This is a genomic window from Patescibacteria group bacterium, assembly GCA_018896645.1.
Lineage (GTDB): Bacteria > Patescibacteriota > Patescibacteriia > UBA2591 > JABMQE01 > JAHIMF01.
In genome coordinates, this window is record JAHIMF010000068.1 from 1 (window position 1) to 16,286 (window position 16,286).

The 16,286-nt window shown below is 41.3% G+C and carries 12 protein-coding genes and 2 tRNA genes; all 14 read right to left on the reverse strand.

The genetic code is table 11. The annotated features are described in order from the left end of the window. The coding region (locus KKD20_05210; GenBank protein MBU4332489.1) for a DEAD/DEAH box helicase at nucleotides 1–986 on the reverse strand (986 nt) is incomplete at its 3' end. A gap of 3 nt (nucleotides 987–989) precedes the next feature. Next, a complete protein-coding gene (locus KKD20_05215) occupies nucleotides 990–2,003 on the reverse strand; it encodes a DUF4935 domain-containing protein (protein MBU4332490.1) in 1,014 nt (337 codons plus the stop codon). After that, complete coding sequence (locus tag KKD20_05220; protein MBU4332491.1) at nucleotides 2,000–3,196, reverse strand: restriction endonuclease subunit S; 1,197 nt, start codon at nucleotides 3,194–3,196, stop codon at nucleotides 2,000–2,002. The genes KKD20_05215 and KKD20_05220 overlap by 4 nt, the downstream gene beginning before the upstream one ends. Next, nucleotides 3,193–3,681, reverse strand: coding sequence for a hypothetical protein (locus tag KKD20_05225; protein ID MBU4332492.1), 489 nt, complete (start codon nucleotides 3,679–3,681; stop codon nucleotides 3,193–3,195). The genes KKD20_05220 and KKD20_05225 overlap by 4 nt, the downstream gene beginning before the upstream one ends. Continuing rightward, entirely contained in the window at nucleotides 3,678–5,243 is a 1,566-nt protein-coding gene (locus tag KKD20_05230) for a type I restriction-modification system subunit M (protein MBU4332493.1), read from the reverse strand. The genes KKD20_05225 and KKD20_05230 overlap by 4 nt, the downstream gene beginning before the upstream one ends. Then, nucleotides 5,240–5,908 carry a DNA repair protein RadC gene (gene radC, locus KKD20_05235; GenBank protein MBU4332494.1) on the reverse strand — a complete coding sequence of 223 codons (669 nt, stop codon included), beginning with the start codon at nucleotides 5,906–5,908 and terminating at the stop codon, nucleotides 5,240–5,242. The genes KKD20_05230 and radC overlap by 4 nt, the downstream gene beginning before the upstream one ends. A gap of 1 nt (nucleotide 5,909) precedes the next feature. Further along, a complete protein-coding gene (locus KKD20_05240; protein MBU4332495.1) occupies nucleotides 5,910–7,193 on the reverse strand; it encodes a nucleotidyl transferase AbiEii/AbiGii toxin family protein in 1,284 nt (427 codons plus the stop codon). Next, nucleotides 7,186–7,806 carry a hypothetical protein gene (locus KKD20_05245; protein ID MBU4332496.1) on the reverse strand — a complete coding sequence of 207 codons (621 nt, stop codon included), beginning with the start codon at nucleotides 7,804–7,806 and terminating at the stop codon, nucleotides 7,186–7,188. Before KKD20_05245 ends, KKD20_05240 begins: the two co-directional genes overlap by 8 nt. Nucleotides 7,807–8,100: 294 nt before the next feature. Continuing rightward, a tRNA-Asn gene (locus tag KKD20_05250) sits at nucleotides 8,101–8,172 on the reverse strand. 151 nt (nucleotides 8,173–8,323) lie between these two features. Then, nucleotides 8,324–9,538 carry a sigma-70 family RNA polymerase sigma factor gene (locus KKD20_05255; GenBank protein MBU4332497.1) on the reverse strand — a complete coding sequence of 405 codons (1,215 nt, stop codon included), beginning with the start codon at nucleotides 9,536–9,538 and terminating at the stop codon, nucleotides 8,324–8,326. Between the two features lie 249 nt (nucleotides 9,539–9,787). Continuing rightward, the gene (gene dnaG, locus KKD20_05260; GenBank protein ID MBU4332498.1) at nucleotides 9,788–11,611 is read right to left on the reverse strand and encodes a DNA primase; all 1,824 of its coding nucleotides are present in this window, start codon (nucleotides 11,609–11,611) and stop codon (nucleotides 9,788–9,790) included. Between the two features lie 230 nt (nucleotides 11,612–11,841). Beyond that, nucleotides 11,842–13,992, reverse strand: a complete 2,151-nt coding sequence (gene recQ / locus KKD20_05265; GenBank protein ID MBU4332499.1) for a DNA helicase RecQ — start codon at nucleotides 13,990–13,992, stop codon at nucleotides 11,842–11,844. Nucleotides 13,993–14,023: 31 nt separating this feature from the next. Continuing rightward, nucleotides 14,024–14,114 (reverse strand) — tRNA-Ser (locus KKD20_05270). A gap of 26 nt (nucleotides 14,115–14,140) precedes the next feature. Beyond that, nucleotides 14,141–16,231 carry an NAD-dependent DNA ligase LigA gene (gene ligA, locus KKD20_05275; GenBank protein ID MBU4332500.1) on the reverse strand — a complete coding sequence of 697 codons (2,091 nt, stop codon included), beginning with the start codon at nucleotides 16,229–16,231 and terminating at the stop codon, nucleotides 14,141–14,143. Between the last annotated feature and the right edge of the window lie 55 nt (nucleotides 16,232–16,286).

The following is a 16,286-nucleotide window of genomic DNA, read 5'->3' on the forward strand; positions in this document are numbered from 1 at the left end:
CGGTCCGTAACTACAACAAAAGTGAAATTGCCGGTCAGTTTACGAAATACCTTTTGAGACAAGAAAACCATTGAATACGACTTGCCGGACCCTTGCGTGTGCCAGAAAACGCCGAGGCGGCCTTTGTTCTTATCCCTATTCTTCACTTCTTCAAAAGCCCGATTCACTCCGAAATACTGGAAGTAGCGGGCGATCGCTTTGATACGCTCTCCGCGGGAGTCATCAAAAAGAATAAAGTTCTCAATAATATCTAAAAGTCGCGACGGCTCGCATGTCCCCTTGATGACAGTCTCCAAACTTACTTTTCCGATTTCTTTCTCGTCTTTGATTTTTTTCCATTCGTTAAAATGCTCATACGCGCCGGTGAGGGTGCCGACTTTGCTTTCTATGCCGTTGGAAATGATGATAAAAGCGTTATACCAAAAGAGCTGGGGAATGGTGTCTTTGTAATCCCGGATGTTTTGCTGATAGGCATTGCGGAGATTTTTGTGCGATGCTTTGAGTTCAATAAGAACCAGAGGTAAGCCGTTTACAAAACCGATCAAATCCGGCCGGCGCTTGTGCAATTCGCCGGTAATCCAGAGCTGGGAAACCAGCATAAAGTGGTTTGCCTTCGGATTTTCAAAATCAATAACTTTTACCGTTTCGGTTTGCTGTTCACCTTTTTCATTTTCCGTCTCAACTTTTACGCCACCTTTAAGCAACTGCCACACTTCATGGTTAGCGTTAACCATGCTCATTGCCGAGCGATCTTTTATCATTTCATCAATCGCAAGGTTTAACGCTTCAGTAGACACATTGGGGTTGAGCTTCACCAAAGCGATTTTGAGATAATTCATCAGCACCACCTCTCCCGGATTCTCCCGTCCAAACTCCGCGTCCATTTCGCCAGAATACGCATTGGCAAAATTATCAACACCCCAAAGCTCGCCAAAAATCTTGACGGCGGTCTGCTCTATTAATTTGTCTTCAGAAAATTCGTTCATAATTTAAAATGGAATATCTTCAGGATCGACACTCACGACTTCTGTTTCCAAAAAAGCACCTTGCAGTTTTGACCATTCATCTTCTGCAAATCGTCCAGCATTTGAAAGAACGTACTTTTCATAAAATCTTTTCACGTCTGGATCTTTGGCTATCCAAGCAACCTGTGAGTTCATAAGTGCAGCTCTACCAATATTTTTTACCTGATCTTCAGAAAAGTTTATAAACTTAGATAATCTTTTTATAATTTCGTGGGTTGTGGAAAAATTTGGGCTTTCAAACAACTCTTGGATAAGCTTGTCTTTCTCTTCCTCCCATCTCAATTCAATATTGATTTTGTGCTCTTTGAAAAAGGACGTCAAAGAGCGATAAAAGAGAATTTTAGAACTTTTAACTTCTTCCCATTCTTTTACCAGAAATTCCCTCAACTCATTTTCGTTTAGCGGACTTTTATAATCTTTATCTTCACTGATAAGAACAAAATGATTGTCTGATGGAATAAATTTTAACAATGCTTCCCAATTGATTTCGTCCCCGTATAATCCATCCTTCTTCCCAGGCGGATTTCCAACGGCATATCTAGCTTTGGCTTCTTCTAAGACTTTATCAGAATCTATTTCAGTTCCTGCCTCGAATAGTTTTCTGACAATATTATCCGCTTCCAATGAATGTGAGATTATATCTTTCCAAAGTTTCTTGCTTAGAGCGGACTTCTTATCGGCCAACACTTTTTGCGCGTTTTTCACTTCTGTGTACTCAGGATAGCCCTGGCAGATAACAGGCATATCAACTGATATTTTTGACTCTCTAAATTTATTGTAGGCTTCGGCTAATCGTGTTTCTCGATTGCGATCGACTTCCTGCTTGATCTGTTTTGTTGTGAAAAGTTTAATTTCTTCACCTTCTACGAGTTCGACAAGTTGAGCAAGACGTTCAAGGTCTTCGTGATGAAAATCGTAAAAGTTCAGAAAAATATTTGAATCTATAAAAATATAGAGTTGTTGTGATTTTTTCGTCATATTCTTATTTCTCCTGCTACTAATTTCGGCAAAAGCAAATCTCGAGCTTGGCGCAATTTTGAATTTTGCACAAGTAAGTTGTTTAACTTGGCACGAAGCAGAGAAATCTTTTCCTCAAATTTCTTAACTAATTCTTTTGGCGGAATAATAATATTAGTTCCAGTGACCACGCCAGCGCTCGCGCTCTTTCGCGTTGTTCCGCCGGACGCCCCCCGAATGTAATTTTGATATTGATCGGAATTCAGGAAATAGAAAAGGTAATATGGTGAAATTCGTTTGTCTACAATCTCTAGTCGGATTAAATATGAGGCGAACACAGCGTCTATATCCTGTTCTACAATGCCGATTTTACCCGGGTCGGCCATCCTTATGATCACAATGTCGTTTTTTTTGAGCTGATATTTTCCTTTATCCTCGTCCGATATTTTACAATAAGGCACCGCAGACCAATCAATATAACTATTTTTGTTAATGTCTGTTCCTCGCAGGTATTTTGGGCCAATCGGCTTATTGCTCGCTGATTCCGTATAGCCGTATTGCGGTTTAACTATTTCGCTTAATTTTGCATTTTGATTTTTGAATTTTGAATTTTCTACAAACCATTCCTTATAAATCACCTGCGCGATTTCTTCCAAAATTTTAATCCGCTTCATGTTGTTTTCAATCAGATCGTCGTAAGCCGAAAGCACATCGGCGATTTGTTTTTGATCCTCAATTTGTGTAGGTATTCTGAACTCAAGATTTTCTATTTGGCCGCCGCTCATATTTGGTTGTGCAGCTCCATCGGCAAGGCGGTATAAAAGATTGATGGTGTCTTTGTTGCCTAGTAAAGTCCATAAAAAATCTGTATCGATATTTTTAGGACTAATTTTGGCAACGCGCTGATTAAGTAGAGCTTTTTTATTTGATCGAAATTTGCCAACTTTCCCTGCTGTCGCTCCCGTCATTGCAACTAATATGTCTCCGTTGCCGATCAAATACTTTTTGGTTTTTTCATTCAAGGCAGATTTATCAAGATACTCCCCATTTTCTATAGAAACATTCAGGTCATCGGTAATATTTTTAATCTTAACAACTGGTATGTCGCCGTCCTTCTTAAAATCCGAACTCTTAAAAGCAAAACCAGGTAGGACATTTGCGACATCTCCAAGTTTTACCACATGCCAATTTTTAGGTTGTATTTTTGTATTCATAAAATGCCCATTAATCCATAAATTCTTTCCAAAAATACGGCCAAGCTGTTATATGCACGGCTAACAATTTCTTGATCTTGTCCGTCCTCTAAATTCTTACCGCCATGAAAAAGGTTGCAACGAACTTGATATACACAATCCAAATACTCGCACAAAGAACCAAGATTTTGATATCGCTTCTTATGTTTTTCTTTCTCAACTGGATACCGTAAATCTTGAATGAATCCCGTGTTTACCGGTTTTATTTCAATATAGTGCTTAAATTCCTGAAAAGTTTCGGAGTGATTATCCACTAAGCCCACGAAAGAATCCTTGTATTCATCATAAATATTGCGGAGTTGCTGTCGCTCAGATTCCAACAGATGCTCAGCGGCATAAAAGGCGTTAAACGAAATCCAAAGCGAAATAAACCCATCGAAAGAATTTTCTTCTTCCTTTGATTTTTCAAACCATCTTCTTATTAGCTCTCTTTGGTTATCAATCATATATCCAATTTTTTCAAATTCTCAAAAATTTTATTTTCCAATTCGTGGGCTTCTCCAGTTAAACCCTTTAATTCGCTGTGAAGTTTTTTTACTTTTTCTCCGAAATTTCCTTCATCTCCATTTCCATTTTCGGTAACACCAACATACCGGCCGGGATTGAGTGAGTAGCCCGCTTTTTTAACCTCATCTATTGTCGCCACTTTGCAGAGCCCTTTAACATCTTTATATTTCTTCCCATTCTCATTGCGGTAGCTTCGTACGATACTTGCGATCTGCTCTATCTGCTCATTAGTCCAATATCTTTTTACACGGTCATCTGGAATTGGAGTAAAGATGTTGCGCGCATCAATAAAAAGAATCTTGTTCATCCGTTCTTTCGGTTTATTTTTATTAAAAAACCAAAGAGTCACAGAAAGCGGAACATTGTAAAACATGTTGGGGCCAACGGATACCATCACATCCACTAGCCCGTCTTCGATAATTTTTTTGCGAATTTCTTTCTCTCTGTGCCCCGCATCGCCCGCCGCATTAGACATAACAAAGCCAGCCCGTCCGTTTTTGTTTAACGAACTTAGAAAGATTTGAATCCAAACATAGTTACCGTTATCTGATCCTTTGTTTCCCGATCTCGGCAAGCCATATGGGAATCGTGGATCATCCTTTATTCGTTCATAGTCAATACCGCTTACATTGAACGGAGGATTGGCCATCGTGAAGTCAAATTTTCCTAAACTCTTATGCCGGTCCTCGTAATAAGTATTGCCCTCGCGGATATCTCCGGAAAGGCCGTGAATTGCAAGGTTCATTTTTGCGATGCGAACGGTTTGGTCTGTTTTCTCCTGCCCGTAAATCGCGATTTTGCGCGATGCGCCCGCCTTCTGACCATTTTCAAGATGCCGTTTTACGAATTCGTGCGACTGCACAAACATTCCACCGGAACCGCAGGCCGGATCATAAATTCTTCCCTGATACGGTTCAATAATTTCCACAATGAGTTTGACAATGCTTGTCGGCGTGAAAAATTCGCCTCCGCGCGTGCCATCCGCAAGCGCAAATTTGCCAAGAAAATATTCGTAGATTCTGCCAAACGCATCGCCTTCAATATCATCGGGAATCTGATTAAAGTTCTTGAGAAGCGCGATTATGGAACGGTTATCCAACTTTTGAAATGTCTTTGGAAGAATGCCGGCGAGTTCTTTATTTTCCGCTTCAATTTCTTTCATTGCATCATTAGCGGCTTTGCCCATATCCGTTCCTTCCGGCAATTCTATGAGATACGAGAATCTGGCTTTTTCCGGAACAAAAAGCACACCACGCGCGTGATAGTCGGCCGAAGAGGTTGGCCGCTCGCGCGAGACGGAGGCACCGCCATGGCTTTTAGTTTTTTTTGTCTTTTCCTCGGCTATTTCTTTTGCGGTCTTTGAATGTTTTACGCCAGCGAATTTAAGAAAAATCAAACCTAAAACCGGCTCAGCGAATTCATTGAGACGCAACGGCGAATTGGCGCGCATGTGATCTGCCGCCTCCCACAATCTATTTTCTAAATCTTTAATATTTGTCATAACAATTTTTCTTCCTTAAAACTGAAGTGGCTGTTTTTTGCCACAATGACATGATCCAACACTTCAACGCCCATCATTTTGCCGGCCTCTGCTAATCTCTTGGTAACTTCAATGTCGTCTTCGGATGGTTTCGGATCACCGGACGGATGATTATGCGCAACCATTATGCTTGCCGCAGAATGTTGAAGAGCCGGTTCAAAGACCTCCCGCGGATGAACAAGGTTCGCGTTTAAGGTGCCCATTGAAATCGTTTCTTTATGAACCATCTCATTTTTTGCATTGAGATAGAGAGCGACAAAATGCTCCCTTTTGTTTTGGCGCAAATCGGTCAGTTGAGCAACCACATCTTTCGGAGTAACAATCGTCGGCAAGTTCGTGTCATTAACTTCCAATGCACGCTTTGAGAGCTCAAAAGCGGCCAGAAGCGTTGTGGCTTTGGCAGAATCAATGCCACTGATTTTTACCAAATCCTGATAAGTCATTTGCAAAAGCCGCTTCTTGGAATACTTGGATAAAATCTGCGAAGCGATTTCAATGACATTCTTTCCGGCCTTGCCGGTCCGAAGCAGAATAGCCAAAAGCTCCGAATCCTTAAGATTTTCGGCTCCCTTGGCCACCAGTTTCTCCCGCGGCCGTTCAATTTTTGGTAAATCTTTTATTTTCATTTTATTTCAATAAATCATCTAACTCGCAAGAAAGCAGAGTCGACTTATTAAGCACAATCTGCTCTTTCTGGTTTAAATTGTCAGCGGTCATTCTAATAACTTTAGTAATTATACTATCGCCTAACATAATTCTGTTTGTTTTCTTAAAATATTTTTCAGTTTTCTGATAGAAAAGTGTTGCGTAAAGCTTTAATTTTTCCTGAGACGGCGGGTGGCTGGTTGAGCCGGTGCTGGTGAATTCAATTATCTCGCTTACTTTTTTATCCTCTTTGATTGTCAAATCTCCTCCACGAAACATAATCCAGTAATCGCTAAGGACATAGACAACCCGCACCGGGCGATCGTCCTCGGTTTTGTATGTGTAAATGAAGTGAAAATTATCCGGCATTAGATCGTGATGCACCCTGACATGCTCGAGCTCTGTTACGGTACAAATTTTATACGCATCAAAAAGCCGCAAATAACTCTCCCGCCAATTTTTAAGCCAGTTTTCAATATAAGGACGGTTTACAAAAAGCGGCACAAGGTCCTGTTTCAAATTTTTATCACTCACTTTATTCGTCTGAAGGGTAAGCTTATCAAAAAGAGCCCGAGGATCTTTTATATCAATGCCTTTGGCGATAAGATAGTCAAAATCCGGCGCTACCTTTTTGTTCATATACCAAAGTAAATCATAGATATCGCGCCCTTTTTCTTCATAAACCGCTTCTCCTACGCCCCGAGTACCGCGCAGAAAAATTGCGGCAATTTTACTCGCCATCAATGCAGACATATTATAAGTGACAATTACGAAAGAAAGCTGATCCTGATTTATGGGTCTGCGCTCTTGAACCGTTTTGGGCGCGACAAAATGATTCAGGTCAATTTTGATATGAACCTGTTTTGAGGGATGACCGAAACTTAACTCTTCTCCGACATGAAATTTTAGAAGCAACCCTCTGCCAGTAGTTATTTTTATTGTTAGGAAGTCAGTCCCAACGCCGTATGTATTTTTGAAGTGTTCTTCAATTTCATTCTTCAGCTCCTCTAAAAACTTTCTGGTGATTACATGAGATACCTCAAAATCTAAATCAACCGACATGCGATCAAGTCCGTGAATAATACGGAGAGCAGAACCGCCATACATAATCCATTTACTATATTCCGGGTGGTGATAAATAAAATTAAGCGCGTAAAACTGCAACTCTTCTTTAAGAGCGTTACGGCGCGTTTCGGCGTCAAGTTCTTCGTAAGCGGCAAGGTCGTCAAGTTTCCGTTTTAATGTAGTAATAATCTGCTCACTCATGTTTAAGATATTTATTAGTCATTGTATAAAATTTGTCCTGCTCGTTTTTATCCATTTCATTAATGTCTATTCTCAACTCTTCAATGAGCGGTTTGATATTTTCTGTCTTAATTCCGCGAAACTGATGAGTTTTGAAATAGAGTAAATCAAACAATGCCTTGGCCGGGGAGGCGATAAAAAAATTAAACTTTCCTTCAACCGAAGAAAAATCCATAAACAACTCTTTCTGAATTGACCGATAGGAAAAACTGCCTATTTTTGTGTCGTAAGTTCTGGTTGGCTTTTGAGTCACAGAGGTAATGCCGTGTATTGATTCGGTCGTGAGATTATAATACTGCAACGCAGTCCACGAACTTACATACGAGGGCTTACGGATAATGTTTGATAGATAAAATAAGTAAGATATATCGGCTTTATTTTTGTTATAAAAATCTACGGATATATACAGTTCTCTTTTTAACTTAAAAATTTCTTTGTACTTCAAAAACCGGCTGATGTAGGTATCAACCGTAGTATCTTTAAGCCCTAACTGACTGCTAAGCTGATGGACGGTGTCCTTACTGAAATGGGGCAGGTTTTTTAGCTGTTCTAAAAGGTTTTTTCTGCTTTTCATATCTATGACATTAGTGTATCAGATGTGAAATATGCTGTCAATAGACAAGCATACAAAAAAGCCCCTGATGGGCTGAAACGCCAATATCTGGGGCTGTTCTAGGATAAATTTATGGTTCAGGACAAGCAAATACAACAAGCTGTTCCGACTGATTTAATCCTTAGATTACAGCCCGACTTCGCTAAAGCTACGACGGACAAGGAAGAATCTAAGGTTCTGATAAGAAAAGACTGACTCCGGGGGGTGGGACTTTCACCCCGCACCAAAAGATTGTAAGAGATAAACCTGTCTAAGCTCCCGGGGTCGGATTCGAACCGACAACCAATTGATTAACAGTCAACTGCTCTGCCGTTGAGCTACCCGGGAGCTTAGCTTTTTATCTCAATCCATGGATATAACTTTGGTGCGGGATGCCGATTGAGCTACCCCCGAACGAAATTTACTATTTACTATTCAAAAATAAAATGCAACAAAAATCAAACCTAAAATAAATAATAAATAGTAAATAATAAATAACTTAGTAGTCCTTCAACTTGCTCATCCCCTCATCTTCTTTAATCCTCTCCAAGGCTTTGGCTTCAATCTGCCTAATGCGCTCGCGGGTAACGCCAAACTCCTGACCCACTTCTTCCAGGGTGTGGGCGACGCCATCAGTCAAACCAAAACGCATTTCTAAAATCTTTTGCTCGCGCTGGGTTAGGCCGGATATCACGTCTTTTACATGATTTTTTAATAACTGCAAAGCTGCCACCCTATCCGGAGTAATAGTCCTTTCATCCTTAATAAAATCTCCTAAAGTACTGTCTTTATCATTATCATCCTCACCGACCGAGGTTTCCAACGAGACGGTATCTTGAGAAATTTTAATGATATGCCTGATTTTATCTATATCCTCGCCCATCTCGGTTGCGATCTCCTCTGGCAAGGGCTCCCGGCCCAAATCTTGAATTAGACGTCGCTCAATTTGTTGAAATTTGTTAATAGATTCCACCATATGAACCGGTACCCGAATAGTCCGCGACTGGTCCGCAATGGCCCGAGTAATTGCCTGACGAATCCACCAAGTAGCGTAAGTGGAAAATTTATATCCCCGGCGGTAATCAAATTTTTCCACAGCCCGAAATAAGCCAATATTGCCTTCTTGGATCAAATCCAAAAGCGAGGGGTTTCTCCCAGCAAATTTTTTAGCTATACTCACTACCAAACGTAAATTTGCCTCCACCAGTTTTTTGGTGGCTTCCATGTCATTCTTTTCTTTAGCCTTAGCAAATTTAACTTCTTCTTCGGGTGTTAACAAAGGGACCTTGCCAATCTCGCGCAGATACATTTGAATCGAATCCTGAGAAATATCACCCAAATCAAAACCAAGAATTTTCCGTTGTTTTTCTTCCTTGCTTAAGGCTTTGCTTTTTCCCTTTTTTCCTCCAGACTCTTCTTCTCTTGATGTTTCTGCTAGATGCTTATCCAAAAACCCCTCCTTAGTCTCTACTACTTGCACACCCTGCCGGTCTAATTCGTCTAAATACTCCTCGTACTTTTCTAAATAGTCTTCAATGTCCGGAAAAAAATGTAAAACCTCGTCTTCAGTAATAAAATTCCTCATCCTTCCTTTGAGTATCAACCGGCCCGCCTCTTCCTTGGGCCAACGCGCCCTCTTGTATCGCTCTCTTTTTACAACGCGAGTGATCTTCCTAGGCTTTTTAATAACCCTCCCCACGCCTTTCCTACCCATTGCTTTCTGGTCTGTTCGTTGAATTTGTTTTCTTGCTTCTTTGCTTTTTTGCCTTTTTGATAAGGCAATTGACCTTTTAGAAATTTTTTTCTTTTTTGAAGACCCCGGGCGGCCTGTCCCGCCCTCGGCTCCGAGGCTCGGGCTCGAGGAGAGCTTGGTCGATGGATGCCGAGGGGTCAAAGACTTCGAGACTTTGCTTTGAGCTCGATTTTTTTTCTTTTTTTTGAGCACAAATATTATATTTAAAATTTATCCAAAATTTTTTAAATCATTAATCAACTCGTTAAATCTTCGGCTCAAGCGCTCAATTTCATCTTCTTGTTTCTCTGACTCGGCCCGGCGCAAGGACTGCTCTATTCCCTTTAGCTGGCGGACAGCCCAATTTCGTTTTAACCCGCGAATCAAACGTTCAGTCTCGCGCATAATCACTTCAATGTCTTCATTTAGAAATTCTTTTTCAGCTAACAATACCAAAACATCAGAGTAATCTCCAGTTTCCTCTGATAAGTCTTTTTTAAATTCATTATAGTTAAATAACTCAACTCCTTGATTGTTTTCCGGTTCTATTTGAATGTTCTCATTATAATACATTTTTAATTTTTTTGCAAATTCTTTCAATCTTTCTTCGGGGAATATTGCCAAATCGACTTTTTTAAGCCAAATGCCCAGGCTTTGGGGAAACCTTAAGCCCAGAGCGAGCAATCTTTCGGCTATTTGAACGTCTTTATCAACCAGTTTGAGTGGAAAGGCGCCGGCTTTTTGTATCATCGCGCCAACCCTTCTTTTCTCTGTTTTAATCACTGACTCTCGTAAAACAGCCTCCTCGACGCCAAGCCGCCTGGCCAGCTCTTTGAGGCAAAAATCCTGCTCAATTTTATCAGCAAGCTTGGCAATCTGGGGTAACAGCTGGCGAGCGATTTCCCGCCGGCCATCAAGCTTGGCAGTGTCATTTTTGGAAAACGCCAAGCTAAAATAATATTTCATAACCGGCTGACTATCTTCAATCGCTTGCTGCCAAGCCCTGGCCCCCCTATTTTTAATCAGCTCATCAGGATCTTTAGCCTCTTTAATCTGAATAATTTTAACATTCATCCCAAAACTCAAAGCCACCTCAATGCCCCGTTTAGTCGCTTGCTCGCCAGCCGCATCAATGTCAAAAGAAAAAGCAATATTTTTAGTGTAACGACTCAAAAGTTTCACCTGTTCGCTGGTTAAAGCCGTGCCAGAAGAAGCGACCGCATTAATAACCCCAGCCTGATGCGAGGCAATGACATCCATTTGTCCCTCCACCACCACTGCCAAATCTTTTTTCCTAATCTCTTGTTTAGCTCTATCTAATCCAAAAATAATTCGGCTTTTATCATAAATCTGGGTCTGCGAGGTATTGATATATTTTCCGCCGCTTTTTTCGGTCTCCACTAAAATCCTGCCGGTAAAACCCGCTACATTACTGTTCACATCAGCAATCGGGAACATAATCCTCCCCCTGAATCTGTCGTAGTAATCCGTCCCTGATTGTTTTTTCACCGCCAGGCCGCTGCTCAAAATTTGCGCATCAGTAAATCCTTTGACTCGCAAATAGACGCCCAATTCGTCCCACGAATCCGGGGCCCAACCAACTCGCCACTCCTTTAAGGTCTCAAAAGTTAATCCCCGGTCCGTTAAATATTTCCGCGCTGGCTTTCCATTGCTGGAATTCAATTTACTGACAAAAAAATCCACCGCATTATTCATTAAATCCAATAAGCGGGTCCTGACTGAAATTATTTTCGGATCTTGCCGCTTTAATACAATGCCCGCCTTTTGCGCGAGAATGCGGAGGGCTTCTGGAAATTCAACACCCTCAATCTCTTTTACAAATTCAATTACATCCCCGCCTTTTGAGCAGCCAAAGCAATGCCAAATCTGCTTCTCGGCACTTACCATAAAAGACGGCGTTTTTTCGTTGTGAAACGGACACCGCGCTTTCCAGTTACTGCCTACTTGCGCCAAGTTCGGTACATACTCTCTTACAATATCAACAACATCCAGCCGCTGTTTTATTTGTTCAATTGGAGAATCGTAAAAAGTCAAAAGTCAAAAGTCTAAAATTAAAAGTTGAGTCAAAAAGCAGAAATTTATTCGTATATTTCAGTATATCATTTTAGAAAGAGAAGTCAAACTAAACAACTAAAAAACTAACACATTTTGAGCTGGAATAAAAAATTAACCCACTTCAACAATAAGTTACAACTGTATTACCATCGTATTACTATGAGTTACCACACCCCTAGCGCCTCCAGCTTTCCAAACAGCTCAAATCCTCAAGTGTCAAAAGTCTCACTGATTATTGCTCTCACCAACCGAATCTCATCATAAGAATAATCTTCGCCCAGCATCTCCTTTACTGGCGACAATGCCGCCGTACTGCCCGCCTTAGCAAAAGCTTCGCGTATCACCGGCTCGCGTTCAGCCGAAACAAACCGCCTTAAATCTACCCGCGGAATTCGTCCATCCAAAAAAAGCTGCTCAATATGACCGCCGATAGTGCTTGAAGCAAGCCCTCGTTTTTCAGCGATTTCCTTAATTCCCAAACCAGTCTTATACAAAGCCAAGGTCTCACTCACTGTATCCGAACCCCTGGCATAACTTCGCCTCACAGGCGCTCCTTCCCAACTCATAAGCTCGCTTATCCGCGAACTTAAGCCTTTGTTCTGGCAATATTTTTTTATGAGCCCCAAAATATCATTTCCATACTGCTCAATTTTTTTATAGCCAATCCCCGGCACTCGCCCTAAATCATCAAAAACTAAAGGCAAATAAGCTGCCAAATCCACCAGCACCTTGTCAGAGAAAATAATATACGGCGGCACTCCTTCCTGCGCTGACCTTACCCTTCTCCAATTCCGCAGGAGCCCAAACAATTCCACTTCATAATCTAATTCCTGCTCAACTTCCCGCGACTCCTTCACCTTGAGCATCACTTTCTGCCCGCCGCTAAAAACTGACTTCGCCTCGGGAGTTAAATGCAAGACCGGATACTGACCCGGCTCCCGCTGAATCAGCCCCTGATCAATCAAAACATCAATTAAATCTTTAAGTTCTTCCTGGGTTTTGTCTTTCATTAAGCCATAAGTAGAAAGTCCTCGAAATTTAGTTATCCGTTCTGATTCCGAACCGGCTAAAATTTGGGCTATAGTAGAGACCCCAACCGGGTAGCGCACCCGATAAACACAGGATAAAATTTTCTGCGCCGCTAAAGTAATATCATATTCCTTAATCTCATAAGACAAACAAATATCACATTTATCTCCACACTTGTACCCCTCTTTTTTCTCCCCAAAATAATCAAGAACATAATTGTGCCGGCATTCCAGGCTGCGCGCAAAACGCACCATCGCATCCAGTTTGCTTAAAGCTAAATCTTTATATATTTCGCTTTCGGCTGTATTGATTAAATACTCTTGAGTCGCAATATCCCCGTTAGAATAAAACATAAAACAATCCGCCGGCAAACCATCCCGACCCGCCCGGCCAATCTCTTGATAATAGGCCTCAATTGACTTTGTTAAATTCGCATGAATAATAAACCGAACATTGGATTTATTAATGCCCATGCCAAAAGCAACGGTAGCCACTATTAAATTTACTTCCTCGTTCGTAAACGCTCTTTGATTTCTGGTTCGCTCTGCCTTTTCCATCCCCGCATGATAAGGCAAATTTTTATAACCTAATTCATCTAAAATATCTGATATCTTATCCACCTTTTTTCTGGTGGCGCAATAAATAATCCCGGATTCATCTTGATGCCGCTTAAGCACGCCGGTAATCTGCTCAATTGCATCTCGTCTTTTCCCAATATGCAAAGCCAAGTTCTCTCTTTCAAAACTGCCAATCAAAGGAATCATTTGGGGCGTGTTCAACTGTTTAATAATATCTTGCTGAACCTTTTTTGTCGCCGTGGCTGTCAAAGCCACGACAGGAATTTCTGGGAAAATATTCTTGAGCACTGCCAATCTCCGGTACTCGGGTCGAAACTCATGTCCCCACTCGGAAATACAATGCGCCTCGTCAATTGCGATCAAAGAGATTTTTAAAGTCTTTAAAAATTCCTGAAACCGCTCCGTAAAAAATCCTTCTGGCGCAATATATAAAATCTTGATTTTTTGACTCCTGGCCTTCTCGTAAACCCCGCTCTTTTCTGCCGGCGACAAAGTAGAATTCAAAAAGGCCGCGGGAATCCCAGCTTTATTCAACTGGTCCACCTGGTCCTTCATCAAAGAAATCAAAGGTGAAAAAACCAAAGCCACGCCCTCTTCCTTCACCGCCGGAATCTGATAAATCAAGGACTTGCCGCTGCCAGTGGCTAAAACCGTTAAGATGTCTTTGCCCGCTAAAACAAAATCAATCGCCTCTTTTTGAAGGGGGCGAAAGGTGTCGTAGCCGAAGTATTTTTTTAATATGGTTTGGGGCATAGGTTGCGCTAAGCAGAACGAAATTGAAAATTGGCGGAGAGGCAGGGATTTGAACCCTGGGTCGCCGATGAGGCGACACTTGCTTTCCAAGCAAGCGCACTAGACCACTATGCGACCTCTCCGTGTTTTTTATTCACAAACCCGCCATTCAAGGGCGTAGCATTTGCAAAAACTCCTTCTCATCAATCACCTTCACGCCTAATTTTTTAGCCTTATCATACTTTGACCCCGGCTCGGATCCAGCCACTACAAAATCTGTTTCGCGGGAAACCGATGAAGAAACATCCCCGCCCAAACGTCTGATTCTCTGCTTGGCTTCATCGCGGGTTAGACCCTGCAGGCCGCCAGTCAAAACAAAAGTTTTACCAGCTAATTTTTGACTAACTTTCTCGGGATTCTTTATTTTAACACCATTCTTAAGTAAATACTTAATGAATTTAAGATTCTTTTCATTTTGAAACCACTCATAAATACTTTTGGCCACGGTTGAACCAATATCCTTGGCCCTTGCCAGCTCTTCTCCTGTGGCTTTTTTAAGTTTTTCTAAACCAGCAAAGTGATTAGCCAAAGTGATGGCTGTTTCCTCGCCTGCATGCCGAATGCCTAAAGCATAAAGAAAACGGCCCAATTCTACTTTCTTGCTCGCCTCAATCGCCTTCACCAAATTATCAGCAGATTTTTCAGCAAAACGTTCAAGGGGTTTTAAATCGCCTTGAGTCAAAGTAAAAATATCACTGGCATCTTTAATCAGTCCTTCATTTAATAATTGGTCAATAATTTTTGGGCCCAATCCTTCAATATTAAAGGCTGGCCGAGAAACAAAGTGATACAGACTTTCTTTCTGTTGAGCTAAACAATTTAAATTAGAACAAAAATAAGCCACAGTTTCTCTTTGTTTCAATGCTTTATCAACACCCAATTTATTAACTTTATTAACTACTGTATTAACTTTATTAACTCTTTCATCACCTTTCATAATCATTCTTTTCACCACCGCTGACCCACACACTGGACATTTCTCTGGCATCTTGAACTTTCGTTCCTTTCCGGTCCTCATTTTGGGCAAAACCCTCACAATATCCGGAATTACATCACCGGCTTTTTGTAAAATCACGGTATCGCCTATTCGTACATCCAATCGCTCAATTTCATCCATGTTATGCAACGTCGCTCGAGAAACAGTTGACCCCGCCACGCGCACGGGTTTAAGATGGGCCACTGGAGTGAGAGTGCCCACGCGACCGACCTGAACTTGGATATCTTCCACGACTGTAGTTGCTTGTTCGGCGGTAAATTTATAGGCGCAAGCCCAGCGAACATGTTTGGCGGTTCGCCCCAACTTCTTTTGCAGACCAATAGAATTGACTTTCATAACAATACCATCAATCTCATAGTCTAATTCACTGCGTATTTTAGCTACCCTGTCAAAAAATTTTTTAATTTCTCCGACGCTTTTAACTGGAGCAAAATGTTCATTAATCTTAAAACCCAGGTTTTTTAAATATCTAAGTGTTTCTTCTTGGGTTGTTTTCTGGGGACCGCTGTAAATTGAATAGATAAAACAATCCAGGTCGCGTTCCGCCGCAACTTTTGGATCAAGCTGTCGAACCGTGCCAGCCGCCGCATTGCGAGGATTAGCAAAGATCTGTCCGCCTGATTTTTTGCCGCTGGCATTCAATCTTTTAAAACTTGCCTGCGGCATGTAGACCTCGCCGCCAACTTCAATGTCTATTTCTTTCTTTAACTTAAGGGGCACGCTTTTGATTGTCCGAACCGTGTGGGTAACATTTTCGCCAATAAATCCATCACCCCGAGTCACGGCTTTATCCAAGACTCCTTTTTTGTAAATCAGGGTAATATTTAAACCATCAATTTTCAGTTCGCAAGTATATTCAATGTCCCCATCCATTGGTAAATCTAAAAATCTCTTGACCTTCCTGTCAAATTCTAAAACCTCTTCAAAGCTAAACACATCGCCAAAAGAATATTTTGGCGCTTTATGCCGCACTTTTTCAAACTTATCCAAAGCTTTGCCGCCAATTCGCTGGGTGGTTGAATCAGGGGTAACAAATTCTGGAAATTGCTTTTCTAATTTTTCCAGCTCCTTTTTTAAACTATCGCGCGCCGCGTCACTGACAATGGGTTTATCTAAAACATAATAAGCATAATCAATGTCTTGCAATTGACTCTTAAGTTTTTCTATGCGGTTTTTGGCTTGGGGTTTAGTCATTTTTTTCATGAAAGCATTAAAGCATGAAAGCATTAAAACATTAAAGCAAAAAAGCATTAAAGCA